This is a genomic window from Stutzerimonas stutzeri, assembly GCF_009789555.1.
Classification (GTDB): domain Bacteria; phylum Pseudomonadota; class Gammaproteobacteria; order Pseudomonadales; family Pseudomonadaceae; genus Stutzerimonas; species Stutzerimonas stutzeri_R.
In genome coordinates this window covers 1,821,479-1,847,798 of the sequence record NZ_CP046902.1, presented here as the reverse complement: position 1 = coordinate 1,847,798, position 26,320 = coordinate 1,821,479, and the positions used below count along the sequence as shown (strand labels likewise).

The 26,320-nt window shown below is 61.9% G+C and carries 23 protein-coding genes and 2 tRNA genes; 12 read left to right on the top strand and 13 right to left on the bottom strand.

Annotated elements, in window-relative coordinates; translation table 11 throughout:
• Positions 1–66: 66 nt before the first annotated feature.
• The 3 genes from GQA94_RS08660 to secA form a co-directional block, all read right to left on the bottom strand.
• Positions 67–1,008, bottom strand: coding sequence for a Nudix family hydrolase (locus GQA94_RS08660; protein ID WP_158187628.1), 942 nt, complete (start codon positions 1,006–1,008; stop codon positions 67–69).
• Between the two features lie 33 nt (positions 1,009–1,041).
• Complete coding sequence (gene argJ, locus GQA94_RS08655) at positions 1,042–2,259, bottom strand: bifunctional glutamate N-acetyltransferase/amino-acid acetyltransferase ArgJ (RefSeq protein ID WP_158187627.1); 1,218 nt, start codon at positions 2,257–2,259, stop codon at positions 1,042–1,044.
• 108 nt (positions 2,260–2,367) lie between these two features.
• A complete protein-coding gene (gene secA / locus GQA94_RS08650) occupies positions 2,368–5,106 on the bottom strand; it encodes a preprotein translocase subunit SecA (protein ID WP_158187626.1) in 2,739 nt (912 codons plus the stop codon).
• 312 nt (positions 5,107–5,418) lie between these two features.
• On the opposite strand from secA, the gene GQA94_RS08645 reads away from it, so the two are divergent.
• The 4 genes from GQA94_RS08645 (at position 5,419) to GQA94_RS08630 (ending at position 7,221) form a co-directional block, all read left to right on the top strand.
• Positions 5,419–5,880, top strand: a complete 462-nt coding sequence (locus tag GQA94_RS08645; protein WP_158187625.1) for a DUF721 domain-containing protein — start codon at positions 5,419–5,421, stop codon at positions 5,878–5,880.
• 127 nt (positions 5,881–6,007) lie between these two features.
• On the top strand, positions 6,008–6,472 hold the full coding sequence (locus GQA94_RS08640) for a multidrug transporter (RefSeq protein ID WP_158187624.1): 465 nt from the start codon (positions 6,008–6,010) through the stop codon (positions 6,470–6,472).
• A 96-nt stretch (positions 6,473–6,568) separates the two neighbouring features.
• The gene (locus tag GQA94_RS08635) at positions 6,569–6,832 is read left to right on the top strand and encodes a YebG family protein (RefSeq protein ID WP_158187623.1); all 264 of its coding nucleotides are present in this window, start codon (positions 6,569–6,571) and stop codon (positions 6,830–6,832) included.
• Positions 6,833–6,951: 119 nt separating this feature from the next.
• Positions 6,952–7,221, top strand: coding sequence for a DUF3509 domain-containing protein (locus GQA94_RS08630; RefSeq protein ID WP_158187622.1), 270 nt, complete (start codon positions 6,952–6,954; stop codon positions 7,219–7,221).
• 146 nt (positions 7,222–7,367) lie between these two features.
• On the opposite strand, the gene GQA94_RS08625 is transcribed toward GQA94_RS08630, so the two are convergent.
• The 4 genes from GQA94_RS08625 to GQA94_RS08610 all read right to left on the bottom strand — a co-directional run bounded on the left by GQA94_RS08625 (position 7,368) and on the right by GQA94_RS08610 (position 14,673).
• Entirely contained in the window at positions 7,368–9,989 is a 2,622-nt protein-coding gene (locus GQA94_RS08625) for a LuxR C-terminal-related transcriptional regulator (RefSeq protein WP_158187621.1), read from the bottom strand.
• A gap of 273 nt (positions 9,990–10,262) precedes the next feature.
• Entirely contained in the window at positions 10,263–11,624 is a 1,362-nt protein-coding gene (locus GQA94_RS08620) for a DUF1329 domain-containing protein (RefSeq protein ID WP_158187620.1), read from the bottom strand.
• Between the two features lie 110 nt (positions 11,625–11,734).
• Complete coding sequence (locus GQA94_RS08615) at positions 11,735–13,540, bottom strand: DUF1302 domain-containing protein (protein WP_158187619.1); 1,806 nt, start codon at positions 13,538–13,540, stop codon at positions 11,735–11,737.
• Between the two features lie 575 nt (positions 13,541–14,115).
• Entirely contained in the window at positions 14,116–14,673 is a 558-nt protein-coding gene (locus GQA94_RS08610) for a hypoxanthine-guanine phosphoribosyltransferase (RefSeq protein ID WP_158187618.1), read from the bottom strand.
• A gap of 176 nt (positions 14,674–14,849) precedes the next feature.
• Here GQA94_RS08610 and upp point away from each other — a divergent pair, with 176 nt between their 5' ends.
• The 3 genes from upp (at position 14,850) to GQA94_RS08595 (ending at position 17,163) form a co-directional block, all read left to right on the top strand.
• Positions 14,850–15,488, top strand: coding sequence for a uracil phosphoribosyltransferase (gene upp / locus GQA94_RS08605; RefSeq protein WP_158187617.1), 639 nt, complete (start codon positions 14,850–14,852; stop codon positions 15,486–15,488).
• 1 nt (position 15,489) lies between these two features.
• A complete protein-coding gene (locus tag GQA94_RS08600) occupies positions 15,490–16,749 on the top strand; it encodes a uracil-xanthine permease family protein (protein WP_158187616.1) in 1,260 nt (419 codons plus the stop codon).
• A gap of 93 nt (positions 16,750–16,842) precedes the next feature.
• Positions 16,843–17,163, top strand: a complete 321-nt coding sequence (locus GQA94_RS08595) for a YkgJ family cysteine cluster protein (protein WP_158187615.1) — start codon at positions 16,843–16,845, stop codon at positions 17,161–17,163.
• Positions 17,164–17,202: 39 nt separating this feature from the next.
• On the opposite strand, the gene GQA94_RS08590 is transcribed toward GQA94_RS08595, so the two are convergent.
• The 6 genes from GQA94_RS08590 to hemA form a co-directional block, all read right to left on the bottom strand.
• Positions 17,203–17,721 carry an acyloxyacyl hydrolase gene (locus GQA94_RS08590; protein WP_158187614.1) on the bottom strand — a complete coding sequence of 173 codons (519 nt, stop codon included), beginning with the start codon at positions 17,719–17,721 and terminating at the stop codon, positions 17,203–17,205.
• An 85-nt stretch (positions 17,722–17,806) separates the two neighbouring features.
• A complete protein-coding gene (gene murI, locus GQA94_RS08585; protein ID WP_158187613.1) occupies positions 17,807–18,598 on the bottom strand; it encodes a glutamate racemase in 792 nt (263 codons plus the stop codon).
• On the bottom strand, positions 18,591–19,346 hold the full coding sequence (locus tag GQA94_RS08580; RefSeq protein WP_158187612.1) for a molybdopterin-synthase adenylyltransferase MoeB: 756 nt from the start codon (positions 19,344–19,346) through the stop codon (positions 18,591–18,593). Before GQA94_RS08580 ends, murI begins: the two co-directional genes overlap by 8 nt.
• A gap of 14 nt (positions 19,347–19,360) precedes the next feature.
• Positions 19,361–20,188, bottom strand: a complete 828-nt coding sequence (gene prmC, locus GQA94_RS08575) for a peptide chain release factor N(5)-glutamine methyltransferase (RefSeq protein ID WP_158187611.1) — start codon at positions 20,186–20,188, stop codon at positions 19,361–19,363.
• A gap of 113 nt (positions 20,189–20,301) precedes the next feature.
• Positions 20,302–21,384, bottom strand: a complete 1,083-nt coding sequence (prfA, locus tag GQA94_RS08570; protein ID WP_158187610.1) for a peptide chain release factor 1 — start codon at positions 21,382–21,384, stop codon at positions 20,302–20,304.
• Positions 21,381–22,649: a glutamyl-tRNA reductase gene (hemA, locus tag GQA94_RS08565; protein ID WP_158187609.1), complete on the bottom strand. Its 1,269-nt coding sequence runs from the start codon at positions 22,647–22,649 to the stop codon at positions 21,381–21,383. Before hemA ends, prfA begins: the two co-directional genes overlap by 4 nt.
• 182 nt (positions 22,650–22,831) lie before the next feature.
• Between hemA and GQA94_RS08560 the strand changes: the two genes are divergently transcribed.
• The 5 genes from GQA94_RS08560 to GQA94_RS08540 all read left to right on the top strand — a co-directional run bounded on the left by GQA94_RS08560 (position 22,832) and on the right by GQA94_RS08540 (position 26,256).
• Positions 22,832–24,559, top strand: a complete 1,728-nt coding sequence (locus GQA94_RS08560) for a tetratricopeptide repeat protein (RefSeq protein ID WP_158187608.1) — start codon at positions 22,832–22,834, stop codon at positions 24,557–24,559.
• A 3-nt stretch (positions 24,560–24,562) separates the two neighbouring features.
• Positions 24,563–25,183: a lipoprotein insertase outer membrane protein LolB gene (gene lolB, locus GQA94_RS08555; RefSeq protein WP_158187607.1), complete on the top strand. Its 621-nt coding sequence runs from the start codon at positions 24,563–24,565 to the stop codon at positions 25,181–25,183.
• A complete protein-coding gene (ispE, locus tag GQA94_RS08550; protein ID WP_158187606.1) occupies positions 25,183–26,043 on the top strand; it encodes a 4-(cytidine 5'-diphospho)-2-C-methyl-D-erythritol kinase in 861 nt (286 codons plus the stop codon). The genes lolB and ispE overlap by 1 nt, the downstream gene beginning before the upstream one ends.
• A 14-nt stretch (positions 26,044–26,057) precedes the next feature.
• Positions 26,058–26,132: transfer RNA gene (locus tag GQA94_RS08545), tRNA-Gln, on the top strand.
• Positions 26,133–26,181: 49 nt separating this feature from the next.
• A tRNA-Gln gene (locus tag GQA94_RS08540) sits at positions 26,182–26,256 on the top strand.
• Positions 26,257–26,320 lie beyond the last annotated feature (64 nt).

Below are 26,320 nucleotides of genomic sequence, written 5' to 3'. Positions count from 1 at the left end.
TAATACCTCATCGAACGCCGCCTCCGGGACGCGATAGAGGCATCGACCCATGCGTCACTCGATGGTTCAGCGAGGCCAAAACGCACGGATCGCCGCAATGCCCTGCGCGCCGCAGGCAAGCGCTTGCGGCAGGTGTTCGGTCTTCATGCCACCAAGTGCGTATGCAGGCTGGTTGAAGCCTCGCAGCAATGCCTCAACGCACGGCCACCCCAATTCCGCTGCGCCTGGGTGACTTGTCGTGGAAAGTACCGGCGACAGGGTGACGAAATCTACCTCCAAAGCGGAGGCCATTGCCAGCTCATCGGCATCGTGACAGGACGCGGCGAGCCATCGATCCGCGGGCAACGGCCTCGCCCGGCCCGCGTAGTCGCGCAGCTGTCGCGCTGTAAGGTGCCACCCGGCCATCGGGAACGCCTCGACCCATTCGAGCGGCCCCTTGAGCATCAGGTGCGCCCGGCCGGAACAGAGCGCCAGCGCCGCCTTCGCCAGTTCGGCATAGTCACGCGAGGTTTTCCCTGGCGCGCGCAGTTGAATCAGACCGACACCTTGCTCCAGCGCGCCGGCCAACCCATGAAGCAATTGAGGCTGTTCCAATCCCTCGGGCGTGATCAGGTAGCGATCAGGCAAGCGTGCCGCGGTGACAATTGGGCGATTGGCTGCCGGAAAGCTGTACGAGAGCAGCGCGTCAGGGGCGACCCAGGCCAACGGCTGGCCTTCGGCGCCGTGCGCTTGCCCTTCGAACGCCGTCACCTGCCAGACATCCAGCAACACCTGCTTGTCGGGGTAGTCATGGTGCACCTGGATCAAGGGCCGCGAACGCGTGACAACGATGCCAAGCTCCTCGAGCAGCTCGCGAGCGAGTGCAACTTCCACTGACTCGCCTGGCTCGACCTTGCCGCCGGGAAACTCCCACAAGCCACCCTGGTGCTTGTCCATCGGGCGCCTGGCTATCAGGACGCGCCCCTCAGCACCTCGGATCACCGCCGCGGCGACATGGATGCGCTTCATCGCAACACCCGCGTGCCACGCTGCAACAGCCTCTCAGGTGCGGTATTCAGCATTGATACGCACATATTCATGGGACAGGTCGGTGGTCCAGATGGTCTCGCTGCAGGTGCCGCGGCCCAGCTCGATGCGAATCTCGATTTCTTCCTCGGCCATCACCGCAGCGCCCTGCTCTTCCGTGTAGCTTGGCGAGCGACCACCCTGGCTGGCGATGCACACCGCGCCCAGGTAGACATCGATCTTGCTCACATCCAGTTCAGGTACACCGGCGCGCCCCACGGCCGCGAGAATGCGCCCCCAGTTCGGATCGGATGCGAACAGCGCCGTCTTGATCAGCGGCGAATGCGCTACGGCATAGCCAACATCCAGGCATTCCTGATGGTTCTTGCCACCATTGACGACCACTGTGACGAACTTGGTCGCGCCCTCGCCATCGCGCACGATCGACTGCGCGATTTCCATGCTGACCTCGAACACCGCCTGCTTGAGCTGAGCGAACAGCTCACCCCGAGCTTCGGTAATCTCAGGTAGCGCCGCTTTGCCAGTCGCCACCAGCATGCAGCAATCGTTGGTCGAGGTATCGCCATCGATGGTGATGCGGTTGAAGGATTTGTTCGCCGCATCGCGCAGCAGATCCTGCAGCACGGCCTGGTCGACCTTGGCATCGGTGGCGATGTAGCCCAGCATGGTCGCCATGTTCGGACGGATCATGCCGGCGCCTTTGGAGATGCCGGTAACGGTGACCGTGACGCCCTGGTATTCGAACTGGCGGCTCGCCCCCTTGGGCAGCGTATCGGTGGTCATGATGCCAGTCGCCGCGTCGGCCCAGTTGTTCTCGTCCAGGTCAGCCAGGGCGGCGGGCAGTGCCGCTTCGATCTTCTCGACCGGCAGGGGCTCGCCGATCACACCCGTTGAAAATGGCAGAATGGCCTGCTCATCGACCCCGGCCAGAGCGGCAAGGCTGGCACAGCTGCGGATCGCCGCCTGCATGCCCGGCTCGCCCGTACCGGCGTTGGCGTTACCGGTGTTGGTCAGCAGATAACGAACCGTCCCTTGTGCCCGTTGTTTGGCCAGGATCACAGGGGCCGCGCAGAAGGCATTGAGGGTAAACACGCCGGCAACGGTCGAGCCTTCGGCACAGCGCATCACCACGACGTCCTTGCGTCCTGGTCGCTTGATGCCGGCCGAAGCGATACCCAGCTCGAAGCCGGGAACCGGATGCAGTGTGGGTAAAGGACCAAGACCGACAGCCATGATGCACTCCTTAGAACGATTGAGTGGCCTCGAGCCACTGTGAAACAGGGAGAAAAACGCCGCGAGCGGCTGGGCCGGTCGCGGCGCGGGTCATCTGGACAGACTCGTTTATTGAACCTGACCGTGACAGTGTTTGTACTTCTTGCCGGAGCCACATGGGCAGGGCTCGTTGCGCCCGATCTTCTGCTCGGTACGCACTGGCGCTGCGGCTGTGGCCAGGTCCCCGTCGACCTGCGGCTCATCGTCAGGCTGCTCCAGCGCCGAGACTTCGGCGTGCTGGAACTGCATGCGCTGTGCCAGTTGTTCGGCCTCACGGCGCAGGCGCTGCTCTTCCTCGGCCGGGTCCTCGCGGCGGACCTGAACGTGGGAAAGGACACGGATGCTATCGCGCTTGATGGATTCGAGCAGGTCCTGGAACAGCGCAAACGACTCGCGCTTGTATTCCTGCTTCGGGTTCTTCTGGGCGTAACCGCGCAGATGAATGCCGTGACGCAAATGATCCATGGTGGACAGATGATCCTTCCAGAGGTCATCGAGCACACGCAGCACGATTTGCTTCTCGAAGGTGCGCAGCGCCTCGGCACCGGCCATCTCTTCCTTCTCTTTATACGCGTCGACAAGCGCCTGCAGGATGCGCTCGCGCAAGGTTTCCTCGTAGAGCTTCTCGTCTTCGTCGAGCCATTGCTGAACCGGCAGACGCGTGCCGAAGTCGCTGTAGAGCACCGCTTCGAGGCCGGCCACATCCCATTGCTCGGGCAATGATTGCGGCGGGATATGCTGGCTGATGGCGGCATCGAGCGCTTCACGCCGGAACTCGACGATGGTCTCGCCGATTTCATCGGCAGCCAGCAGGCTGTTGCGCATGTGGTAAATGACCTTGCGCTGCTCGTTGGCGACATCATCGTATTCGAGCAATTGCTTGCGCATATCGAAGTTGCGGCCCTCGACCTTGCGCTGCGCCTTCTCGATGGCATTGGTGACCATGCGATGCTCGATGGCCTCGCCGGACTCCATCCCCAGGGCTTTCATGAAGTTCTTCACCCGATCCGAGGCGAAGATTCGCATCAGGCTGTCTTCGAGCGACAGGTAGAAACGGCTCGAACCGGCATCGCCCTGGCGGCCGGCGCGGCCCCGCAACTGGTTGTCGATACGACGCGACTCGTGTCGCTCGGACGCGATCACGTGCAACCCGCCCGCCTCGAGCACGGCCTGATGACGCTTCTGCCAGTCGGCCTTGATCTGCGCGACCTGCTCATCGGACGGGTTTTCAAGCGCCGCGACTTCAACCTCCCAGTTACCGCCCAGGAGAATGTCGGTTCCGCGACCCGCCATGTTGGTGGCGATGGTGACCGCGCCGGGGCGCCCTGCCTGGGCGATGATCTCGGCCTCCTTGTCGTGGTGCTTGGCGTTGAGCACCTTATGGTCGATCCCTTCCTTCTGCAGCAGCTGCGACACGTATTCGGAGCTCTCGATCGTCGCGGTCCCGACCAGGACAGGGCGACCGTTGTTCTGGCAATCCTTGATGTCGGCGATGATCGCGGCGAACTTTTCTTCCTGGGTCAGATAGACCAGGTCGTTGTAATCCTTGCGCGCCAACGGCTTGTTGGTCGGGATCACCATGACCGGCAGGTTGTAGATCTGCATGAATTCGAAGGCTTCGGTGTCGGCGGTGCCGGTCATACCGGAAAGCTTCTTGTAAAGACGGAAGTAATTCTGGAAGGTGGTCGACGCCAACGTCTGGCTTTCCGGCTGGATCGGCAGGCCTTCCTTCGCCTCGATGGCCTGATGCAGGCCTTCGGAAAGACGGCGACCCGGCATGGTGCGACCGGTGTGCTCATCGATCAGCAGCACCTGATTGTTCTGCACGATGTACTCGACGTTGCGATGGAACAGCTTGTGCGCCCGCAGGCTCGAGTAGACGTGGGTGAGCAAGCCCAGGTTGTGCGCCGAATACAGGCTTTCGCCCTCCGCCAGCAGCCCCGCCTGGGTCAGCATTTCCTCGACGAACTGATGACCCTGCTCGTTCAACTCGACCTGCCGGGTCTTTTCGTCGATGGTGAAGTGGCCTTCCTGCGTGACGACGCCCTCTTCTTCCTCGATGTGCTGCTTGAGCAAAGGAATCAGTTGGTTGATCTGCTGGTAGAGCTTGGAGCTGTCCTCGGCCTGACCGGAGATGATCAGCGGCGTACGGGCTTCGTCGATCAGGATCGAGTCCACTTCGTCGATCACCGCGAAGTTGAGTTCACGCTGGTTCTTCTCGCCGAGACTGAACGCCATGTTGTCGCGCAGGTAATCGAAGCCGAACTCGTTATTGGTGCCGTAGGTAATGTCGGCGGCATAAGCGGCGCGCTTTTCCTCCGGCGGCTGGAAGGGTGTAACGATGCCCACCGTCAGCCCGAGGAATTCATACAGTGGTCGCATCCAGTTGGCATCGCGGCGCGCCAGATAGTCGTTCACCGTTACCACGTGAACGCCTTTGCCGGCGAGTGCGTTGAGATAGACCGCAAGCGTCGCGACCAGCGTCTTGCCCTCGCCGGTCCGCATTTCGGCGATCTTGCCCTCGTGCAGGGTCATGCCGCCGATCAGCTGCACATCGAAGTGGCGCATGCCCATCACACGCTTGCCTGCCTCGCGGCAGACAGCGAAGGCTTCGGGAAGAATCTGATCGAGGGTCTCGCCTTGGCCGAGGCGGGCCTTGAATTCTTCGGTCTTGCTCCGCAGTTGCTCGTCGGAGAGAGACAGCATTTGCTCTTCGAGCGCATTGACGGCTTGTACCGCCTTGAGCATGCGCTTGACCTCGCGGTCATTCTTGCTACCAAAGAGCTTCTTCATTAAAGGCGCAAACATATCGACAAAGATTTCCATGCTGGGGATGGAGGCACGGCCGCAGGGCCACTACGGCGGCGTGCAAAGGGGGCATTCTACTCGGAAACGCCTGAGAGAAAAGGTGCCTGCTGCGCAGCCGTGAGCGCCAGCGATACTGACAACCCGCCGACCCCTCGGTCAGTTCGCAGACAGACACCGGCGATATGCCAGTACCGGCACGCTGCCTGGGTCGGTCTTACCCACCCGCCATCCGATGGCCGGATCGCCAGCGCAGGCGCGTGCGCAGGCTTCTGCTAACATGAGCACTCTTATCGCACTTGCCCAGGTCTCATCATGTCGTTGCGCCCATTGCCAGCCAAAGCGCCCGCTTCGCTGCTGCGCGAGGCAAAGCCACTGAAGGCCCTGTTCGGCGAGGCAAGACGCCTGGATCGGCTGCAACAGCTGGTTGAAAGCCAATTGCAGCCGGCGGCGCGCGAATACTGCCGTGTCGCGTCCTGGCGCGAAGGCACTCTGTTGCTCATCGTCACGGATGGCCATTGGGCGACGCGCCTGCGCTACCAGCAACGGCGATTGCACCGTCAGTTGCAGGGCATGGAGGAATTTCGCAACCTGAGCCGGATCCAGTTCAAGGTACAGCCCCCGCAAGCGCCACGGCATACGCCCGGCCCGGCACCGCATTTGTCGGTACGCGCCGCGGACAATATCCAGGAAACGGCGCGCGGAATAACCGACCCCAGACTCAAGGCGGCGCTGGAGCGACTCGCCGGACACGCGCGCCCCGCCTCGGGCGACTGATGGCGTCAGTGCGTCCGGTACTGCGCGCAGGGTTGAAGTCGCAACTCGCCGGAACCGGCGTTAGGATGTCGCGAACGCTACCGAGTACCGAGGTTTCGATGTCTATCCGTTCGAGCGGCCATCCACCATGCTGATCGGTGCCCTGCTGGTTGCCACCTGGGTGATACTGCTGATTCGCTATCCCCTTCGGGCCGTTCCGATTTCCCTTGGCGCGCTCCTGGGCCTGGGCCTGGTTGCCGCATGGGTGATCTGGCAAGAGCAACACGAGGAGCACCTGCTGGCTCGACTCGAGTTGCGCCTGGCGTACGCACCCGGCGCTTGCCCGGCCGCACAGCCTTTGCGCATCACGCTCGACAACCACAGCCCGAAACCCCTGCGCAATCTACGATGGGAGGTCGCGGCCTATTCCCCGGGCTCCAGCCTCAACCTGGTGACGTCGAACTTCGATGCGCCGCGATATCGCGGTCCCGGAGACTTGCAGCCCGGCGAACGCTGGGAATCCTGTGCGCCCGCACCGCCGCTACGCTCGGGGTACCGCAACAGTGCCCTCGAGTTTCGGGCCGAGCGGTTGCAAGGCAGCTTCGCCAACTGAGATGGCCATGTGACAGACAAGCACTTTCCATCCTCTGCCGGGCAGCCTATACTGTACAAACAACCAGTATTTCATTCAATTGAGCCGAGGTGGTAGATGGCCGTCGAAGTGGTGTACCGCAGCAGCCGGGACCTGGAGCGTTTGTTCATGGATAAAGCCGAAGCCGATCGTCACGACAAGATGCTTGAACTGGCCGAAGCCCTGGCCGCCGCCCTGCATAAGGCAGCGCCGTCGCTCAGCGAGCAGCAGGCCGATGACATCGGCATCTTCATGGCCAGGCATCGGGATCTGTTTGCCAAGGCGTTCAAGAACAATCCTGAGGCGTTGGCGGAGTTGCCGACCTCGACCGACGCGTCCTGACGGGTTGCGCCTTGCACAGACCACTGCTTCGTTTTGCCACAGGGAACATGCCCAGCGGGCGAAACTAGTTAATCCAGACCCGGTCCATTGGGTGCAGTCATCCAATCAGGTAACCGGCAATGGACAGTCCATTCACGAAGATCAGCGATGTGTTCCAACCAGACTACAACGTCAATTTCAGCATCGAGAAACCTGACGGCAGCATTCTGCTGACGCTGACCGACGCCGCGGGCGTCGCGGTCAAGCGCTTCATCAGTTCAAAACAATGGCGGGATCAGCAGCAGCTCGAACGGCTGATCACCAGCCTGCAGTTCAGCCTGGCAATCGAACGTGGCGAACAATCGAGCGCTTATCGGTTGACCAAGCATTCACACGCCGCAGCCCAGTAACCACCAGCCTGTTGCCTGCAGGCGCCTGCAACCCCAGCGTTTACCTTCCGATAAAAACAAGAACGATCCTGTCCCCTCACCGCCCGGCATTCAGTGCCGCGCGTCTCGCCGTGCCGCTCGAATCGGCTGGCGTTGGCCTGGCTCGCTCAGAGCCAGGCCAACGCCTTGGCTCGTGCCACGGCTTGTGTGCGCCTGGCAACGCCCAGCTTGGTGTTGATTCGCCGGGCATGGGTTTTGACCGTATGCAATGAGATGAAAAGCTGCTCGGCGATCTCCTGGTTCGAACATCCCTGAGCGATGAGCCGCAATACCGTGAGCTCGCGGTTACTCAGGATCACCTCGTCACCTGAACCGAGCGCATCTTCAGGTTCACGCTCGAACTGCAGCAGCCGATCACGCAGGCTTTCCCCTTTGCCCGCTGGCAAGCACTTGGCGAGCCACTGCGGCTGACGATGCTGTAGTTCGTACAATGGCTTGATCAGTTGTTGCCTGGCGGCCTCACCGAGCGCCTTGCGCAGCTCCAGTTCCGCTTCGTCATGGCGACCGTCCAGTTGAAGCGCTTCGGCCAGCGTGAACCGGCATTCGCAGGCCAGCCCCAATCGCTGGGAACGAAGATTCAGTTCGATCAGCTCGCGCAAGGTATCGATAGCCAGCGAAAAGCGCCCGGAGAGCAGATCGATCACGGCCAGGTAGCGTTGGACTCGCGGCAGCAATTCGTAGAACCCGGATGGGGCCAGGTAGGTGTGCCCCTCGTATAGCTCCAACACCTGGACGAACACGGCCCTGGCCTTTTTCAGCTGTCCCTGATGCAGCCAGGTCAACCCGGTTATCAAGGGTAAAATGCCACGGAAACGCGCCTCCGGCACATGCCGCCATTGGGTCAGCCGCTCGGCTTCGCGCAACCAGTGATACGCCGTCGGAAATTCGTGATTGCGGGCCGCCAGTTCAGCCAGACCCGCATAGCCGAAAAACACATAGGAATCACCACAGGTTTCCGTCTCGATTCGACCCTGTTGATACGCTTCGCGGGCCTGCTCGTCGAGTCCCTGGTAGGCCAGCAGGTGCCCCTGGAGCAGCTTCAACCGCCCGATTATCGGGCTATGCCTGACACTGTCGCGCAACACCATCAGAGACTCTTCAAGCACTCCAACGGCGCGCTCGAATTCGCCGGTCAACTCCAACAACTGGATTCGGTCGACGTTGAGCATCGCCTCGTACAGCACGCTGCCCTTGAGCCGGGCCAGCTTCATGCCTTCGCTGTTGTAATGCTGTGCCAGTTCCAGCTGGCTTTCAGCCATCGCCTGCTGGGACAGCGCCTGATAGCACAGCACCCGCTGCGCCCATGCATGGTCGGACAAGACATCGAGCGCCTGGAGGCAATAACTCCGGGCCTCGGGCTCGCCCCGCAGCCGCGCGAGGAAGCCGCGCAGTGCCTGCCATTGCGCGAGCAGCTGTGCCTGGCGCCTGGCATCGGGCTGGGGGAAGAACTTGGCCAGATCGGCGAGGCAATCGTCCACCTCGTCGAGCCGGGCGGAAATGATCAGCGCCCAGCCATGCAGCACGATCAGCCGGGTAGTGCTGTTGAACAGGTCCTGTGGCAGCTCGCTTCGCCATTTCATGAAGTGCGAGACGTTATCGCCGATGAGCAATTGTTCCTGCCCGTAGCGTTGCAGGAAATTGGCCGCCACCTCGGGTTGGCCGGCCCACAGTGCATGCTCCACCGCCTCGCGCATTTCGCCGCGGTTGGCGAACCATTGGCACGCACGCAGATGGGTTTGAGTGGGCGAGATCGCTTCGGGTACCCGTTGCAACATCAGCGCCAGCGGCCGCCACAGCCGGAACCATTCACCGCAGTTATCGATCTGGCGAATGAACAACTGGAACGTTTTCAACACATCGAGGATGTCGCTCCCGATCCCGTCGAGCACATGCTCGCATAGCTGCGGCGAAAAGCGCGGCATGCGCGCCAGCGCGAACAATGCGCGACGAACGTCCTCGCCCTGCCCTTCGAGCACTTCACGTTGCACGTAATCGCGCAGCAGGGGCGTACCCGCCACAAGCCGTTCACGCACCGCCTGCTCATCGGCGTTCAACAGCAGCAGGCTGACCCCGGCCAGCCAGCCTTCGCTACCCGCCAGGAGTTGCTTGAAGGTGTCGTCGGCAAGCTCCAGACGGTGTGTTTTGAGCAACTGCCGGAGCTCACCCGCCGTCAGGGCCAATGCCTCGGCCTCTACCTCGAACAGATCACCCTGAAGCAAGAGGCGGGGGAGTTTCCACGCCGGCTGCCGGCGGCTACTGACCCACCAGCTGACGCATTCGGGCCCTCTTTCGAGAAGCAGGTCGAGGCAGGCATCGAACTGCGCGGTGGTCTCTCGCGGGTAGTCATCGAGCATGATCCATAGCGGCCGCTGAAAATCATCCAACAGGCTGACAAGATCCTGCTGCACGTCCCCACTGGCCGTGGCTGAGCGATTGAGCACTCGGCAAAGCTGGGCGTAAAGCGCTTCGGCAGAATAAGGCCTGCCACCGAGATCGAGCCAGACGAGATGGGTGTCGGCCGGGACCTGGCGTGCGCACTCGTTCATCAGCACGCTTTTGCCGAAACCCGCCGGCGCGCAGATCAAGCGCAGCCGACAGCGGGCCTCCAGCAGCGCCTCGACCAGCCGGGGCCTTGGGATATGCAAAGGGGGAAGACGTGGAATGGTCGCAACCTGAACCTGCGCGGCAGCTTCTGTGCCGAGGGCACCAGGGTTGAAGCGTACGGACATAGCGAGGCTTCTCTTATTCGTATCAGTCCATTGAGGAACGCATGAGCGCAACCGTCAGAACCTGCGCCGGGAGCCGGCCCAACGGAGCCGTATCGGTGCGCTTATGCGCTCACAACCTGCACGATTACGACTCGTTTGTCGACTCATGCAAGGCGCTCGGCGTGTCGGATCGATCTCCGGCCCTCTAATGGCTAAAAAGTATCATCCTCCGCTTGGCGAGAAAAAAAAAGGCGGCCAACTGGCCGCCTTATTCATCAACTGGATGCCACGCGATCAGCGCACCCCGGCATTTCGCAGCGCGGCGGGCGTGAAATCACGGGCCGATGCCTTGTAGCCGAACTCATGCGCCTTCTCTTCGTTGCTCATGCCGATGGCGATGTAGCGACCGGAGATCACGTCATACAGCGCTTCGAATGCATAGGCCGGAACCTTGTGCTGGTAGTACTGCAGCAGGTGGGCTTCGCCGACGCGCCACAGCTGGCCACGACCGTCGTAGAGTTCCGATTGCGCGATGGTCCAGGTATCTTCATCCACGAAGAAGCGGCGCTTGGCGTAAATGTTACGCTCGCCATCTTTCAGGTTGGCTTCGATTTCCCATACACGGTGCAGCTCGTAGCGCGCCAGGTCCTGGTTGACGTGACCGGCCCGGAGAATGTCGCTGTATTTCACGTCGCTCGAGTTGATCTCATAGCTGTTGTACGGGATATACAGTTCTTTCTTGCCGACCAGTTTCCAGTCGTAACGATCCGGCGCACCGCTGAACATATCGAAGTTATCGGTGGTACGCATGCCATCGGCGGCGGTACCCGGGCCGTCGTAGGCAACCTGCGGGGCACGGCGCACACGACGCTGGCCGGCGTTGTAGATCCACGCCTGACGCGGTTCTTTCACCTGATCCAGCGAGTCGTGCACCAGCAAGACGTTACCGGCAAGTCGCGACGGTGCCGTTACCCGCTGCTTGAAGAACAGCAGCGCGTTCTTGGCGCGTTCCGGCTCCAGATCCGTCATGTCGCTCGGGAACGCCACTTCATCCTCGAAGTGCACCAGGGTGTAGCTGCCATTGGTCTGTGGCGTGGCCTGCACGATGTTACGGCGCACGTTGCCGCCACGATAGCGAGTGATATGGTTCCAGACGACTTCCAGGCCGTTCTTCGGAATCGGGAAGGCGTAGTAGCGGCTATCGGCAAAATTGTCGACGCCGTTGCCACCACCCACCAACTCGGTATTCAGCGCGCTTTTCTTCGCGGCTTCGTAAATCCGATCCGGTACGGCGGCGCTACGATGCGTCGGGAATACGCGAATCTTGTAGGTTTCCGGGTAGCGCTTGAACATCGCCTGCTGGCCTGCGGTCAGCTTGTCCTTGTACTGATCGACGTTTTGCGCAGTGATGACGAACTCGGGCTTCTCGTCCTTGAACGGGTTGGTCAGATGGCCGTTATCCAGCGGGGCGGCATCGGTGGACAGGCCGCCAGTCCACTCTGGAATGGTCCCGTCGGCGTTGCCGGCCTTTTCAGCACCCAGCGGTGTCAGCGAGTTGCCAAGCTTGGCCGCTTCTTCAGGAGATACGGCAGCCATAACGCTGCTGGCGAGCAGCGAGAGGGCCAAGACACTGAATAGTTTTCTTGTTGTTTTCATACGCTTCCAGTTCCTCTTGATCTTGTTTTGGCCGGAGGCCTTGCATGAAGCTCGCCGCGCGACGAAGACCTGTCTACAGGCGCCGCGCGGCAACAATCGAAGCGGCCCCCTTAGAAGTTCACGCCCACGCTCAGTGCGAGGAAGTCACGATCGACCAGGGTGTTGTAGTCGCCACCGAAGAAATCGGTGTAGGACAGGCTGGCGGTGTAGCTGTTCTGGTAGACAGCATCGACGCCAACGCTCACTGCCTTGGAGCCCTCGTTGAACAAGCCGTTCGGGCCGTAGCCATCAACGTCATGGGAGAAGGAAATGTTCGGCGTAAGGTTCACACCCGCGAACACGTTGCTGTAGTCGGCCAGCGCACGCAGGCGATAACCCCAGGAGTTGGCGGTAACGAAACCGTCATCGCCATATGCGGCGAACTGAATGGGATCATCAGGGGTGCCATAGATGGCGTCGCGACCGTAACGGAGTTCGCTCTTGCTTTCCAGGCCACCCACATGGGCGTAGCCGATCTCACCTACGACCGTTACCCGACCCGCACCCAGCACCTGGTCGAAGAAATGCGTGAAGGTGGTCTGTACTTGCGTGATTTCCTTGCGGTTGTAGCCGCGGTTTTCCGCGCCGAAGGTGCTTGCCACGGGTGATGTGCCCGGAGCGATCGGGTTGAGCAGCGCCCGCGTCACGTCGGTGGTGTTGATCTGAACCGGCGCATTGGGTCGATAGCTCACCTCGCCCGACCAGGCGGTACCGGTGGGCAGCGTGGTCGAGAAGCTCAGGCCATAGAGCTGGATGTCTTCCGGGTACTCCAGGTAGTACTGGCCGTTACCCAGCATCACGCTCTGAGCCAGGCCGGCACCCGATCCAGCCGCGATGCCTTCGGCCGTACCGATAATGCCCGGCAGAGCGGCGGCGGTCGCAAGACCCGCGGATTGGGTGCTCACGTTTGGCGTGCGGCTGTGGTAGTTCATGAAGTACGCACCGTACTCGGTAGCGTCGCCGAGCCAGCGCAAGGCAAGGCCGAACTGTCCGGAATCCCGCGCGTCACGGTCGCCGCCACGGGGCAGCACGACGCCTTCCGGCGTCACTTCGAAGCCCTGCCCGAACGCGGCCGCTACCGGCTGCAGCGGTGCGATGGCCGGGCTTCCGACGTGGTAGTTGTTGTCGCAGCCGTCTTGCACCACATCGACCGCAAAGAAGGTTCCGCAGTTGTCGACGATCGTCTGGTCCCATTCCAGCTGATAGAACGCCTCCATGCTCAAGCGGTCGCTGATGCTTTGCGACAGATAGAGCATGTTGACCGGAATGAGGCCTTCCTTGATCTCTGCACCGGGCCGGCGAAACGCAGCCGCGTCGAGCGGGTTGATCGAGTTGATCGAGTTACCGATGAAGGTGCTCTCGCCCCAGCTCACGACCTGACGTCCGATGCGCACGGTGCCGGGCAGGTCGCCCAGGTAATAGTTGTGGTACAGGAACGCATCGAGGATCTGCGCGCCGGATGATTGCGCGGCCTCCTTGCGATTGCTGTCGCTGATGTCCTTGAACAGGCGGCTTTCGTCCTTGAGTTCGAAGTCGTACCAGTATTTGCCGCGAATGAACGCGCCACTGTCGCCGTAGCGCAGTTCCAGGTCATGGATGCCCTTGAAGATCTTCGAAAAGGTTTCGCCCTTCTTGAAGTTCAGGCGGCCGTCGTCACCGGTCTGGGTGTAGCCGGTGCCCCCATTGTTGATGCCCACCAGATCCATGTCCCGCTCAGCCATCGACCAGCTTGCACCGATGGACATGGATGAATCGAGTTGCCCCTCGATTTCCCCGATATTGAAGTTGACTGCATAAGCCGGTGCGGCGATGCCCAGCGCGACCGCGAGGGCCAGGGTTTTGGGCTGGAAGATTCCTTGCCTTGTTGTTTTTGTCATGAGGCGCTCCTGGTTGGTTCGAAGTACGCTCACCCTAACCACACGGCAGCGGAGGGTTAAGCGCACTAAGGTTTGATTTGTTTTGTAATCCTTAAGGATGAATAGCCTTCCCGTCATTGGCCTGCGACGGGGCGTCACGCTACTCGAAACGTAGCGCCCCGCGAAGCTATCCGAGAGCTTAGCCGCAAGCGAATTTGGCGCAACCCCCGAAATAGAGCAGTTGCCAGGCAAATGAAGGGAAATCTGGCAGAGCGGTGCTCCCCCGACCATCGATGGCACGCCGCGCGGCGCCTAGCGGGAGGGCGCCCGCCACCCTCGCCGGCCGGCAAAGGAATCCGGCGGCGTGCAAGAGCGTTACCGAAGCGCGATGTTGGGGCGAAACGAAACAGTCGAGGCTCGACGGCGACAACCGAGCCTCGCGCCAGGATGGCGAATCACGTCGGGACGGCAGGAAACAGATGAGCGCCAGCGAATGCCGCCGCCCGGACACGCCGGAGGCCGCAGCGCCGCGTTCCGGCCCCCTCAGGAGCCGGCGGCCCTCGACTGTCGAGGACCGCTACCCGGCGATGTCTTCGTTACAGGCCTTTGACGGCGTAGATGCCAGGCGCGTTGCGCCAGTAGCCTTTGTAATCCATGCCATAGCCGAACACGTAGCGATCGACACAGCTGAGGCCGACGTAATCGGCCTTGAGATCCGGGCGGGCCTTGCGCTGATGATCCTTGTCGACCAGTACCGCGGTGTGCACGGCGGCGGCACCGGCATGCCGGCAGAAATCGATGATCGCCCCGAGCGTATGGCCTTCATCGAGAATGTCGTCGACGATCAGTACGTCGCGGTCGATAAAGGAAATCTCCGGCTTGGCCTTCCAGAAAAGCTCGCCACCACTGGTCTCGTTGCGATAACGCGTGGCGTGCAGATAGGAAAGCTCCAGCGGGAAGTTAAGCTTGGTCACCAGCTTGCCGGAGAAGATCAGTCCGCCATTCATGACGCAGAACACTACCGGATTACGGTCGGCCAGTTCGCCATTGATTTTTTCGGCCACCGCATCGATTGCCGCTTCCACTTCGGCTTCGGCATATAGACAGTCGGCTTCGGCCATGATCTGGCGGACGTGTGCGAGATCGACGGACATGGCGATGCTCCAGAGAATGAGAAGGGCGAAAGCAGCCAGGTCGGCTACGCGAAAAACAAGGGGCGCGACGATACCGATGCTGCCGTGGCCAGGGCAAGCCCTGTTTGATACATCAATAGCCGCTACCCCCTCGATGCATTAATCTACGCCGGTTTATTCGACCGCCGGAGCCACCCATGACCATTCGAGAGATCCGCCATCCGCTTATTCGCCACAAACTTGGGTTGATGCGCCGAGCCGATATCAGTACCAAGAACTTCCGCGAACTGGCGCAGGAGGTCGGCTCGATCCTCACATATGAAGCGACCCGCGACCTGCCGCTGGAGAATTACAGCATCGACGGCTGGTGTGGCCCGGTTCAGGTCGAAAAGATTTCCGGCAAGAAAATCACCGTGGTGCCCATCCTGCGGGCGGGCATCGGCATGCTCGACGGTGTGCTCAGCCTGATTCCCGGAGCCAAGGTCAGTGCGGTGGGCATCGCCCGCAACGAGGAAACCTTGCAGGCCCATACCTACCTTGAGCGCCTGGTAGACGATCTCGATCAGCGCCTGGCCATGATCATCGATCCGATGCTGGCCACCGGCGGTTCCATGGTCGCCGCCATCGACATGCTGAAGAAGGCCGGGTGCAAGGAGATCCGCGCGCTGGTGCTGGTCGCCGCGCCGGAAGGCATCGCCGCTGTGGAGCAGGCACACCCGGACGTCATCATCTATACCGCCTCGATTGATGATCGACTGGACGAAAACGGCTACATCATGCCCGGCCTGGGCGACGCGGGAGACAAGATCTTCGGCACCAAGCAGAAGGACATCTGACATGCCGCACCCCATGGAGGAACCGCTCGGACGCCAGGTGCTGGCAGGCGCCCAAATGTTGTTCGTGGCTTTCGGCGCCCTGGTCCTGATGCCATTGATCACCGGCATGGACCCGAACGTTGCGCTGTTCACCGCCGGCATCGGAACGCTGCTGTTCCAGTTGGTCACCAAGCGCCAGGTGCCCGTCTTCCTTGCCTCGAGCTTTGCCTTCATCGCACCGATCATCGCTGCGAAAGGTGACTTCGGGCTTCCTGCCGTACTCGGCGGCGTGGTCGCGGCGGGCATTGTCTACATGATCCTCGGCTTTGCGGTTCGCCTCAGAGGCCCCGGATTCATCGACCGGCTGCTGCCACCGGTGGTGATTGCGCCGGTGATCATCTCCATCGGCCTCGCCCTCTCGCCCGTGGCGGTGAACATGGCCATGGGCAAGGCCGGCGACGGAAGCGCCCAGCTCGTGCCCTATGCCACGGCGATGATGATTTCCATGCCTGCGCTGCTCACCACGCTGCTGGTGGCCGTACTCGGCAAAGGCTTGTTTCGGCTGGTGCCGATCCTGGCCGGCGTCGCGGTGGGTTACGGCCTGTCGTTCGCCTTTGGCGTGGTCGACACCACCGGCATCGCCGCAGCGCCGTGGATCGCCGTTCCCAACTTCGTCGCGCCGGAGTTTCATTGGGGCGCGATTCTGTTCATGGTTCCAGTAGCGCTGGCTCCGGCGATCGAACACATCGGCGGCGTCGTCGCGATCGGCGGCGTTACCGGCAACAATTTCATCAAGAAGCCCGGCCTGCACCGCACCCTGCTCGGCGACGGCCTGGCGACCTCTGCCGCCGGCCTGTTCGGCGGTCCGCCCAATACTACCTACGCGGAAGTCACCGGCGCGGTCATGCTGACGAAGAACTACAACCCGAAAGTCATGACCTGGGCAGCCGTCTTCGCCATCGTCCTGGCGTTCATTGGCAAGTTCGGGGCGGGGCTGCTCAGCATTCCGGTGCCGGTGATGGGCGGGATTCTTTGCCTGCTGTTCGGCTCGATCGCTGTCGTCGGCCTGAGCACCCTGATCCGCCATCAGGTGGACCTGGCCGAAGCACGCAATCTCATCATCGTGTCGGTGACGCTGGTGTTCGGAATCGGCGGCATGGTGTTCGGTTACGGTGAATTCACCCTTTCCGGAATTTCGCTGTGCGCAATCATCGCGCTGATCCTCAACCTGGTCCTGCCCGGCGGCGAAGGCTGGAAGAACAAGCAGCTTGAGGAAAGCTGAAACAGCCGCCAGCACGGCGCGTGCTGGCGGCCCATTGATGGACGTTGATCGTATCCATGAGCCATCGCGAGGCAATACGCGTAGACTGCCGCGATGAGCTCCGCCATCCCCCATCGTCAGTTGCCGCACGACGACGCAGTCAGCTGCTCGACCTGCGCGGCGTGCTGCTGCCGGCTGGAAGTGCTGTTGATCACCGACACCGGCGTACCCGACCGTTTCATCGAAGAGGACGACTGGGGTGCGCAGGTCATGCGCCGCCTGGACGACGGCTGGTGCGCGGCACTCGACCGAGACAGCATGCGTTGCACGATCTACGCACAGCGCCCGCTGATCTGTCGGGAATTCGAATTGGGCTCGGACGATTGCCTGGAAGAGCGCAAGGGCTCTGCGTCAGCCTACCTGGACCAGGTCTGACGGCGACACTGCGCCGTCAGCCGCAACGCGGGGTCGCGCTCAGAACGAGGCCCGATAGTGAACGGCGTAGCTTTCGATGCCGTCGTTGGGGCTCTTGATTCCGGCGTTGGAGTAGTGAATCGCCCGCAGACCGACTTCCTGGCCACCGGCGAAGCGCAGCCCCACGCCAAAGCGATCCTCGAACTGGAACGAGGAACCCAGATCGTTGTTTTCCACCTCGGTATTTTCGAAGGCCGCGATGCCGATACCGGCCTCCAGGTAGGGCTTGACCGAATCACCGGCGAACTCGTAGACGAAGACCGGCGCCAGCGACAGGCTATGGTTGCTGGAGGTTTCGTCACCTTCCCAATAGGTATACCCGGCATCCCAATAGCCGGTGAGCCGTCCGACGCTCGTCTGGAACCAGACGCGATTGAAATCCAGTTGCGCACCCAGTCGATAGGTCATGGTCGACTCACCGGTCTGCCCCACCGCTGCAGTCAGGTCCAATGCGTGAGCGGCCGTCACCTGGCTCAGCGAAACAGCGACAATCGCGGCGAGGGAAATCAGCTTGTTCATTCGATATTTCCTTATCTTAAGTTGGCATCGCTTGTTGTTTTCGAGCATTAACCCAAATACAGAAAGCAGGCGCAGCGGGGAGTTCCTAGCCTGGGAAGTAAGCCACATCCCCGTGTTCCCCCCAAAGTACCGGAAGAACCCCGGCTAATCGACGGGGATCGCCGCTGCTCCAGAACCGCGTCGCCGCACCGCTGCTACCCAACCGATCGCGTGCCGCCAGCACCGTTTCGAGATGCCGGGCGACGGCGGCCCCGGTGTCCACCAGACGGACCGTCGGCGGCAACATCTGCACCAATAGCGGCTTGATGAATGGATAGTGGGTACAGCCGAGAATCAGCGTGTCACAGCCCTGCTCGATGAGAGGCTCGACGAATCCCCTGAGCAGCGATCGCGTTGCCTGCGTATCGAGTTCGCCGGCTTCGATGCGTTCGACCAGTCCCGGGCAGGGCTGGGTGATTACGCGAACGTCGCTGGCGAAGCGGTCCAACAGGGCTGCGAACTTGGCGCTTTTCAGGGTACCGGTCGTGGCCAGCACCCCCACGACGCCGCTACGGGTCGCCTGTGCGGCAGGTTTGACCGCAGGCTCCATACCCACCAGAGGCACAGTCGGATACAGCTCGCGCAGCTCGGCAATACCTGCAGCGGTTGCCGTATTGCACGCCAGGACCAACGCCTTGGCGCCCTCACTCAGAAAAAACGCGGCAATTGACCGGCACCGCTCGCGAATGAACGCCGGGCTTTTCTCGCCGTAGGGCACGTGCCCGCTGTCGGCCAGATAAAGCAATGATTCGCCCGGCAGGCGCGCGTGAATTTCCCGCAGTACGGACAGGCCGCCGACACCTGAATCGAAAACGCCGATCGGCGCGTTGTCAGCCATGGCGGTGACTGCAAACCGTGCAGGCAGGGTCCCGCTTGACCTTCAGCTCGCGGAATCGACTGTTCAGTGCATCCACCAGCAGCAGACGGCCCACCAGCGGCTCACCGAAGCCTGCGAGCAGCTTCAGCGCTTCGAGGGCCTGCAGACTGCCCACCATGCCCACAACCGGCCCCAATACGCCAGCCTCGCTACAGGTCAACTCGGCCTCGCTGCCATGACCATACAGGCAGTGATAGCAAGGGCTGGTCGCGTCCCGCGGATCGAACACCGATAGCTGGCCCTCGAGCCGGATTGCGGCGCCGCTCACGAGCGGCTTCTTCGCCGTCACGCACGCGGCGTTGACCGCCTCCCTGACAGCGAAGTTGTCAGTGCAATCGAGCACCAGATCGACCGCCGTCACGGCCGCATCGAGGGAATCGGCATCCATCGCGGCGCGATATGGAACCAGCTTCGGCAACGGATTGAGCGCCGACAGCCGCGCAATGACGGAGTCCACCTTGAGCATGCCCACCGACGGGGTGTCATGGGCAACCTGGCGTTGCAGATTGGTCAGGTCGACACGGTCGAAATCGGCCAGATGCAATTCTCCAACGCCGGCGGCGGCCAGGTAGAGCGCCACGGGCGAACCCAGCCCGCCCAACCCGACGATCAGCACCCGACTGCGCTTGAGTTTCAGCTGCCCGTCGATATCGACCTGTTTCAGCAAAATCTGCCGGCTGTAACGCAGCAGCTCCTCGTCACTCAGCATATCGCTCTCCTGGCTCATGGCCGGCGCCCCAGACTGATACGCTCGTGCCCACCGAAGTCCTTGCGGCTCTCGATTTCGCAAAACCCACCTTCGGCGAACAGCGCCCGCACCGCCGGCGCCTGATCGTAACCGTGCTCCAACAGCAGCCAACCCTCGGGCAGCAGATGGCTCGATGCGCTTGCGATGATCTGCCGAATGTCGTCCAGGCCGTCCTCGCCGGCGACCAGCGCGCTGCTCGGTTCGAAACGCAGATCACCTTGCCGAAGATGCGGATCGCACGCCCGGATATAGGGCGGATTACTGACAATCAGGGCGTACCGTTGCCCCTCGAGCGCAGCGAACCACTGACTTTCGCAGAATACCGCATTGTCGAGCCGCAACCGCTGGGCGTTGCGCGTCGCCAGTGCAACGGCTTGAGCCACGCGATCGACTCCGGTTACGCGCCAGGCCGGGCGCTCATGGGCCAGCGCGAGGGCAATCGCGCCGGTACCGGTTCCAAGATCGAGCACGTTCATCGCAGCGGCCGGCAGCAATTGCAACGCGGTTTCAACCAGCAATTCGGTGTCCGGCCGGGGAATCAGTGTATGAGGCGCCACCTCGAGTTCGAGACTCCAGAAGCCCTGACGGCCCAGGATGTAGGCGATCGGCTCGCCCCTGCGACGACGCGCCAAGTCCGCCACAAAGCGCGCTTCGCACTCGACCGGCACCTCGCGCTCGGGCCAGGTGTGCAGGTAGCTGGCAGCCTTTCCCAACGCCGCGGCCAACAGCCATTCGGCGTCGAGTCTGGCACTCGGCGAGTCAGGCAGGTCGGCGGCACGTAACAGCGATTCGATGGTGGCCATGTTGGCTTTTTTCCGTTGGAGCCGGACGGCAGGATTGCCTGCCAGGGTAGTCAGCGGCGGAGCGCGAATCGCAAGGCCAGCAGCGCCTTGCCTTGATCCACTATCGTTTGTTGTCAGTCACCCAGCGCTGCCAGCTGGTCCGCCTGGTATTCCTGCAGCAACGGCTCGATCACCTGCTCGACCGCCCCGCCGATCACTTCGTTGAGCGAATACAGCGTCAGGTTGATGCGGTGATCGGTGACCCGTCCCTGCGGAAAGTTATAGGTGCGAATGCGCTCGGAACGATCGCCCGAGCCGACCAGCAGCTTGCGGGTATCGGAGATTTCCTTGTGCGCGGCGCTGTCCTGCACATCCTGTAGCTTGGCCGCCAGCCACGCCATGGCCCGTGCGCGGTTCTTGTGTTGCGAACGCTCTTCCTGACATTCCACGACGATGCCGCTAGGCAAGTGGGTGATGCGCACCGCCGAATCGGTCTTGTTGATGTGCTGCCCGCCGGCGCCGGAGGCACGATAGGTATCGATGCGTAAATCGGCCGGGTTGATTTCGATCGCGACCTGTTCGTCCGGCTCCGGCAGAACCGCAACGGTGCAGGCCGAGGTATGGATACGCCCCTGGGATTCGGTTTCAGGAACACGTTGCACGCGGTGCGCACCGGACTCGAACTTGAGCTTGGCGAATACATTGTCGCCCTCGACGCGCGAGATGACCTCCTTATAGCCGCCGTGCTCGCCAGGGCTTTCGGACAGAATTTCCACCCGCCATCCCTGCCGCTCGGCATAGCGTGAATACATCCGGAACAGATCGCCGGAAAAGATCGCCGCCTCGTCGCCGCCCGTACCTGCACGAATCTCGAGAAACACGTTGCGCCCGTCCTTGGGGTCCTTGGGCAGCAGCATGCGTTGCAGCCTGGCCTCGATCTCTTCGAGCTTGCCACGGGCTTCGGCCACCTCCTCCTCGGCCATTTCGCGCACATCCGCGTCATGGTCCTTGAGCAATGCCTGAGCCCCCTCAAGGTCGGACTGCATCTTGAGGAATTCGCGATAGGTGGCAATGACCGGCTCCACCTCCGCGTACTCTCGCGAGTAGGCCCGAAAACGGGTCTGATCGCTGATCACTTCCGCGTCGCCAAGCAACGCCGTCAGTTCTTCGAAGCGGTCCTGCAGAATATCGAGTTTGTTGAGCAGCGACGCTTTCATGATTTGTCCGTGCTGTCCGGCAAGGCGAAGAGTTCCTGGACGATGCCCAGGGCCTCGACACGCCCTTCGGCGGAAAGTTTTTTCAGCTGAACGCTCGGCGCGTGCAGCAGTTTATTGGTCAGTCCGCGTGCCAATTGCGCCAGCGCATCTTCGGGTGTACCGCCATTGGCCAGCAACCGCTGAGCCTTGAGCATTTCCTCGTCACGAATGCGTTCGGCGTGCTGCCGGTAGGCTTTGAGCACATCCACGGCGGCGAGCTCACGCAGCCGCACCATGAAGTCGTCGGTACCGGCCGCCACCAGTTCTTCGGCGGCCTGGGCAGCGCCCTGACGGCTCTTGAGGTTCTCGGCGACGACTTCGTGCAGATCATCGACGGTGTACAGGTAGACATCATCCAGCTCGCCTACCTGCGCTTCTATGTCGCGGGGCACCGCGATATCGACCATGAACATCGGCTTGTGCTTGCGCTTCTTCAAGGCCTGTTCTACGGCGCCCTTGCCGAGTATCGGCAATTGGCTGGCAGTGGAGCTGATGACGATATCGCTGTTGTAGAGTTCGTGCGGAATGTCGGCCAGAAGGATCGCGTGCGCGCCGAACTGCTCGGCCAGCGAACTGGCCCGCTCGAGCGTGCGGTTGGCCACCACGATCCGCTTTACGCCCTGCTCGTGCAGATGACGGGCCACCAGCGTGATGGTTTCACCGGCACCGATCAGCAAGGCCTGACTACGGTGCAGGTTGGCAAAGATCTGCTTGGCCAGGCTGACCGCGGCGAAGGCCACCGAGACCGGGTTTTCGCCGATCGCGGTATCGGTTCGTACGGTTTTGGCAGTACTGAAAGTCGCCTGAAACAGACGCCCCAGCAGCGGGCCGACGCTTCCGGCCTCGCGCGCGACCGCATAAGCGGACTTCATCTGGCCGAGAATCTGCGGCTCGCCGAGCACCATCGAATCCAGGCCCGATGCCACGCGCATCATGTGACGAACAGCCTCATCGTCGGTATGAACGTAAGCGCAGGCCTTGAGGTCGTCCAGGCTCAGACGGTGATAGTTGGCCAACCAGGCGAGCACGGCCTCGGCCTCGACTTCGTCCTGCTCGAGATAGAGTTCGCTGCGATTGCAGGTCGACAGGATCGCCGCCTCGCGCGTCGGCGTGACACGACACAGCTGCTGCAGCGCCTCGACCATCTGTTCCGGCGTGAACGCAACACGTTCGCGCACATCCACCGATGCGGTCTTGTGATTGATGCCAAGCGCGATGAAAGCCATGCGGGGTCGCTGATTCGAAAAACGGAGCGCGCGATTCTCCTACTTCGCCTGCTTCAGAACAACCGTTGCCCGTCATTGTCTCTACCAGATCGAGCCGCCCGACGCGCCCGTAAAGCCAGCCCATGTGCTTGCCTGACGGCTTGTGTCATCATGCCGCGACCGCAGACCAGCTTGTATTCCCTATGAAAAAACTCCTCGCCATCAGCGCCGTCCTGCTTCTCGGTGGCTGCCAAAGCTTCATGCAGAGCACTCCCGACAGCGGCCCGCCGATCGAGGAGGCCACGCCGGAACCTGCGAGCGCCAGCGCGGGCGAATTTGGCTCGTTCAGCAGCGACACGCTGTACGCATTGCTGGTAGCCGAACTGGCCGGACAGCGCAATCGCTTCGACATCGCCCTGGGCAACTATGTCCAGCAAGCCAATGCGACCCAGGATGCCGGTGTCGCCGAGCGCGGTTTCCGCATCGCCGAATACCTGGGCGCCGAACAGGCAGCGCTGGATACCGCGATGATCTGGGCGAGCAATGCACCGGATAACCTCGACGCTCAGCGTGCTGCCGCCGTGCAACTGGCGCGCGCGGGGCGCTATGAGGACTCGCTGAAGTTCATGGAGAAAGTGCTGCAGGGCCAGGGCGATACGCACTTTGACTTCCTCGCCCTGTCAGCGGCCGAAACCGATCCGGATACGCGCACCGGCCTGCTCAAAAGCTTCGACCAGCTGTTGATCAAGCACCCTGACAATCCGCAGCTGAAGTTCGGCAAAGCCGTGTTGCTCCAGCAGGATGGACGTCCTGAAGAAGCGCTCGCACTGCTTGAGGAACAACCCTCCCGCGCCCAGGAGATCCCCTCGATCCTGCTTCAGGCGCGACTGCTTCAGGTCCTGGAGCGTGGCAAGGAAGCCCTGCCGCTGCTGGAGAAGAGCCTCAAGCAGCATCCTGAGGACAAGCGCCTGCGGCTGACCTATGCGCGCTTGCTGGTCGAGCAGGACCGCCTCGACGAAGCCATGGGCGAGTTCGCCACGCTGGTTCAGCAACATCCCGGCGATGACGACTTGCGCTTTTCGATGGCCCTGGTCTGCCTCGAAGCACAAGCCTGGCGTGAAGCCATCGTCTATCTGCAAGAGCTGGTCGAGCGCGGCAGCCATCTGGACGCGGCGCATTTCAACCTCGGCCGCGCCTATCGCGAACTGGGTAAGCACGAGCAGGCACTGGCCGCATTCTCCAAGGTCGGCTCCGGCAACGAATACCTGCCGGCAAAACTCATGCAGGCCGAACTGCTGTTTTCGCTCAACCGCAGCCAGGAAGCGTCGAACCTGCTGGCACGTGCCCGCGACGAGCAACCCGACTACGCCATTCAGCTATACCTCATCGAGCTTGAAGCGCTATCGGCGCAACAGCAGATCGACGCGGCCTGGACGCTTGCCGCACAGGCGCTGGAACAGTTCCCCGACGAGCTCAACCTGCTCTATACCCGCGCCATGATTGCCGAAAAGCGTGGCGACCTGCCGCAGCTGGAGCGCGATCTGCGCGATATCATCGAGCGTGAGCCCGACAATGCCATGGCCCTCAACGCCCTGGGTTATACACTCGCCGATCGCACCGACCGATACGCTGAGGCCCTCTCCCTGATCGAGCAGGCTTACCGACTCAATCCTGATGATGCCGCCATTCTCGACAGCCTCGGCTGGGTCAATTACCGGCTGGGCAATCTCGAGCAAGCCGAAACCCAGCTGCGCAAGGCGCACCAGCGCCTGCCGGACCATGAAGTCGCCGCTCACCTTGGCGAGGTGCTCTGGGCGTCCGGCCAACAGCGAGAAGCGCGGGCGATCTGGGCCGAAGCGCTGAAGGCGCAACCGGACAGCCCAGTGCTGCGCGAAACCATCGAACGCCTGACAGGCTCGGAGAAACCCTGACACATGAAGCCGATGCGCAACCTGCTGATTACCGCACTCATGTTGATGCTCGCCGGCTGCGCCGGTCTTGGCCCACAGGAATCGGTCGAAGGTCCCGGCAACGCCGAAGACTGGAAGACGCACAAAGCGCAGATCAGCGAAATCGACGGCTGGCAGATCAACGGCAAGATCGGCATTCGCGCTCCGCAGGATTCTGGCAGCGGCACACTGTTCTGGCTGCAACGCCAGGAATACTTCGATATTCGCCTGTCCGGCCCGCTGGGCCGCGGCGCCACTCGACTCACCGGCCGCCCCGACGCCGTCGCCCTGGAAGTCGCAGGCCAGGGGCGCTTCGAAGCGCAATCACCGGAAGCACTGGTGCACAGCCAGCTCGGCTGGCAGCTGCCGGTATCGAACCTGCTGTGGTGGGTACGTGGCCTTCCCTCCCCGGACAGCCGCAGCAGAGTCGCGCTGGACGCCAACGGACGCCTCGCCAGCCTGCAGCAGGACGGATGGGACGTGCAGTATCTGGGCTACAGCGAGCAAGACCAGTACAGCCTGCCGACGCGTATCAAGCTGGCCGGCCATGATCTGCAGATAACGCTGGTGATCAAGGATTGGCAGCCGCGGCGGCTCGGCCACTGATGCGCAAGCTGACCTTGCCGGCTCCGGCCAAACTCAACCTGATGCTGCACATTCTCGGCCGCCGCGCCGATGGCTATCACGAACTGCAGACCCTGTTTCAATTCCTGGACTACGGCGACGAGCTGACCTTCACCCCACGGACCGATGGCCAGATCCGCCTGCATCCAGCGCTGCCGGGCGTCGCCCACGACGATAATCTGATCGTCCGGGCGGCCCGCCTGCTGCAAGCCCGAAGCGGGTGCAGCCAGGGAGCCGACATTGAACTGATCAAGCGACTCCCCATGGGCGGTGGCATAGGCGGCGGCAGTTCCGACGCGGCAACCACACTGCTTGGCCTCGATCACCTGTGGCAAACCCACCTCGGCGAAGATCACCTGGCGCAGATTGGCCTGGACCTCGGAGCCGATGTGCCGGTATTCGTGCGCGGCCGCGCGGCCTTTGCCGAGGGCGTCGGCGAGCGTCTGCAGGCGGTCGAATTGACCGAGCCCTGGTTCCTCGTCATCGCCCCGCAAGTCTCTGTAAGTACAGCGGAAATATTTTCCGACCCGGAGTTGACACGCAATACCCCGGCCATTACAGTTCGCAGCCTTCTTGCAGGGGGCGGTCGTAATGACTGTCAGCCGGTAGTCGAGAAGCGTTATCCCCAAGTGCGTAACGCTTTGAGCTTGTTGAACAAATTTGTTCCAGCAAGAATGACCGGCACTGGAGCTTGTGTGTTTGGGAGCTTCCCAAACAAAGGTGAGGCTGATAAAGTTTGCCGCCAACTTCCAGCCGATTTGCCAGCATTTGTAGCCCAGGGACGCAACATTTCGATGCTGCACCGAAGGCTCGCGCAGCTGGCGCAGGAAGTGAGTGGTTAGAGGTTGTACGTTACAGGGGCGTCGCCAAGCGGTAAGGCACCAGGTTTTGATCCTGGCATGCGTTGGTTCGAATCCAGCCGCCCCTGCCATGACCTTTCGGGGTCGGTGCAACAACGAACACTTCAAGGTTACATCTACAGGGGCGTCGCCAAGCGGTAAGGCACCAGGTTTTGATCCTGGCATGCGTTGGTTCGAATCCAGCCGCCCCTGCCAAACATCACGAGAGCTGTTCAAAACGCCTGGCCTTTTGAACAGCTTTTTGTTTCATCGGATCCAC

What these genes read in the sequence shown, in the direction of transcription:
- GQA94_RS08660 (WP_158187628.1), bottom strand. Translation starts at nt 1,008, where the DNA reads ATGAAGCGCATCCATGTCGCCGCGGCGGTGATCCGAGGTGCTGAGGGG.
- argJ (WP_158187627.1), bottom strand. Translation starts at nt 2,259, where the DNA reads ATGGCTGTCGGTCTTGGTCCTTTACCCACACTGCATCCGGTTCCCGGC.
- secA (WP_158187626.1), bottom strand. Translation starts at nt 5,106, where the DNA reads ATGTTTGCGCCTTTAATGAAGAAGCTCTTTGGTAGCAAGAATGACCGC.
- GQA94_RS08645 (WP_158187625.1), top strand. Translation starts at nt 5,419, where the DNA reads ATGTCGTTGCGCCCATTGCCAGCCAAAGCGCCCGCTTCGCTGCTGCGC.
- GQA94_RS08640 (WP_158187624.1), top strand. Translation starts at nt 6,008, where the DNA reads ATGCTGATCGGTGCCCTGCTGGTTGCCACCTGGGTGATACTGCTGATT.
- GQA94_RS08635 (WP_158187623.1), top strand. Translation starts at nt 6,569, where the DNA reads ATGGCCGTCGAAGTGGTGTACCGCAGCAGCCGGGACCTGGAGCGTTTG.
- GQA94_RS08630 (WP_158187622.1), top strand. Translation starts at nt 6,952, where the DNA reads ATGGACAGTCCATTCACGAAGATCAGCGATGTGTTCCAACCAGACTAC.
- GQA94_RS08625 (WP_158187621.1), bottom strand. Translation starts at nt 9,989, where the DNA reads ATGTCCGTACGCTTCAACCCTGGTGCCCTCGGCACAGAAGCTGCCGCG.
- GQA94_RS08620 (WP_158187620.1), bottom strand. Translation starts at nt 11,624, where the DNA reads ATGAAAACAACAAGAAAACTATTCAGTGTCTTGGCCCTCTCGCTGCTC.
- GQA94_RS08615 (WP_158187619.1), bottom strand. Translation starts at nt 13,540, where the DNA reads ATGACAAAAACAACAAGGCAAGGAATCTTCCAGCCCAAAACCCTGGCC.
- GQA94_RS08610 (WP_158187618.1), bottom strand. Translation starts at nt 14,673, where the DNA reads ATGTCCGTCGATCTCGCACACGTCCGCCAGATCATGGCCGAAGCCGAC.
- upp (WP_158187617.1), top strand. Translation starts at nt 14,850, where the DNA reads ATGACCATTCGAGAGATCCGCCATCCGCTTATTCGCCACAAACTTGGG.
- GQA94_RS08600 (WP_158187616.1), top strand. Translation starts at nt 15,490, where the DNA reads ATGCCGCACCCCATGGAGGAACCGCTCGGACGCCAGGTGCTGGCAGGC.
- GQA94_RS08595 (WP_158187615.1), top strand. Translation starts at nt 16,843, where the DNA reads ATGAGCTCCGCCATCCCCCATCGTCAGTTGCCGCACGACGACGCAGTC.
- GQA94_RS08590 (WP_158187614.1), bottom strand. Translation starts at nt 17,721, where the DNA reads ATGAACAAGCTGATTTCCCTCGCCGCGATTGTCGCTGTTTCGCTGAGC.
- murI (WP_158187613.1), bottom strand. Translation starts at nt 18,598, where the DNA reads ATGGCTGACAACGCGCCGATCGGCGTTTTCGATTCAGGTGTCGGCGGC.
- GQA94_RS08580 (WP_158187612.1), bottom strand. Translation starts at nt 19,346, where the DNA reads ATGCTGAGTGACGAGGAGCTGCTGCGTTACAGCCGGCAGATTTTGCTG.
- prmC (WP_158187611.1), bottom strand. Translation starts at nt 20,188, where the DNA reads ATGGCCACCATCGAATCGCTGTTACGTGCCGCCGACCTGCCTGACTCG.
- prfA (WP_158187610.1), bottom strand. Translation starts at nt 21,384, where the DNA reads ATGAAAGCGTCGCTGCTCAACAAACTCGATATTCTGCAGGACCGCTTC.
- hemA (WP_158187609.1), bottom strand. Translation starts at nt 22,649, where the DNA reads ATGGCTTTCATCGCGCTTGGCATCAATCACAAGACCGCATCGGTGGAT.
- GQA94_RS08560 (WP_158187608.1), top strand. Translation starts at nt 22,832, where the DNA reads ATGAAAAAACTCCTCGCCATCAGCGCCGTCCTGCTTCTCGGTGGCTGC.
- lolB (WP_158187607.1), top strand. Translation starts at nt 24,563, where the DNA reads ATGAAGCCGATGCGCAACCTGCTGATTACCGCACTCATGTTGATGCTC.
- ispE (WP_158187606.1), top strand. Translation starts at nt 25,183, where the DNA reads ATGCGCAAGCTGACCTTGCCGGCTCCGGCCAAACTCAACCTGATGCTG.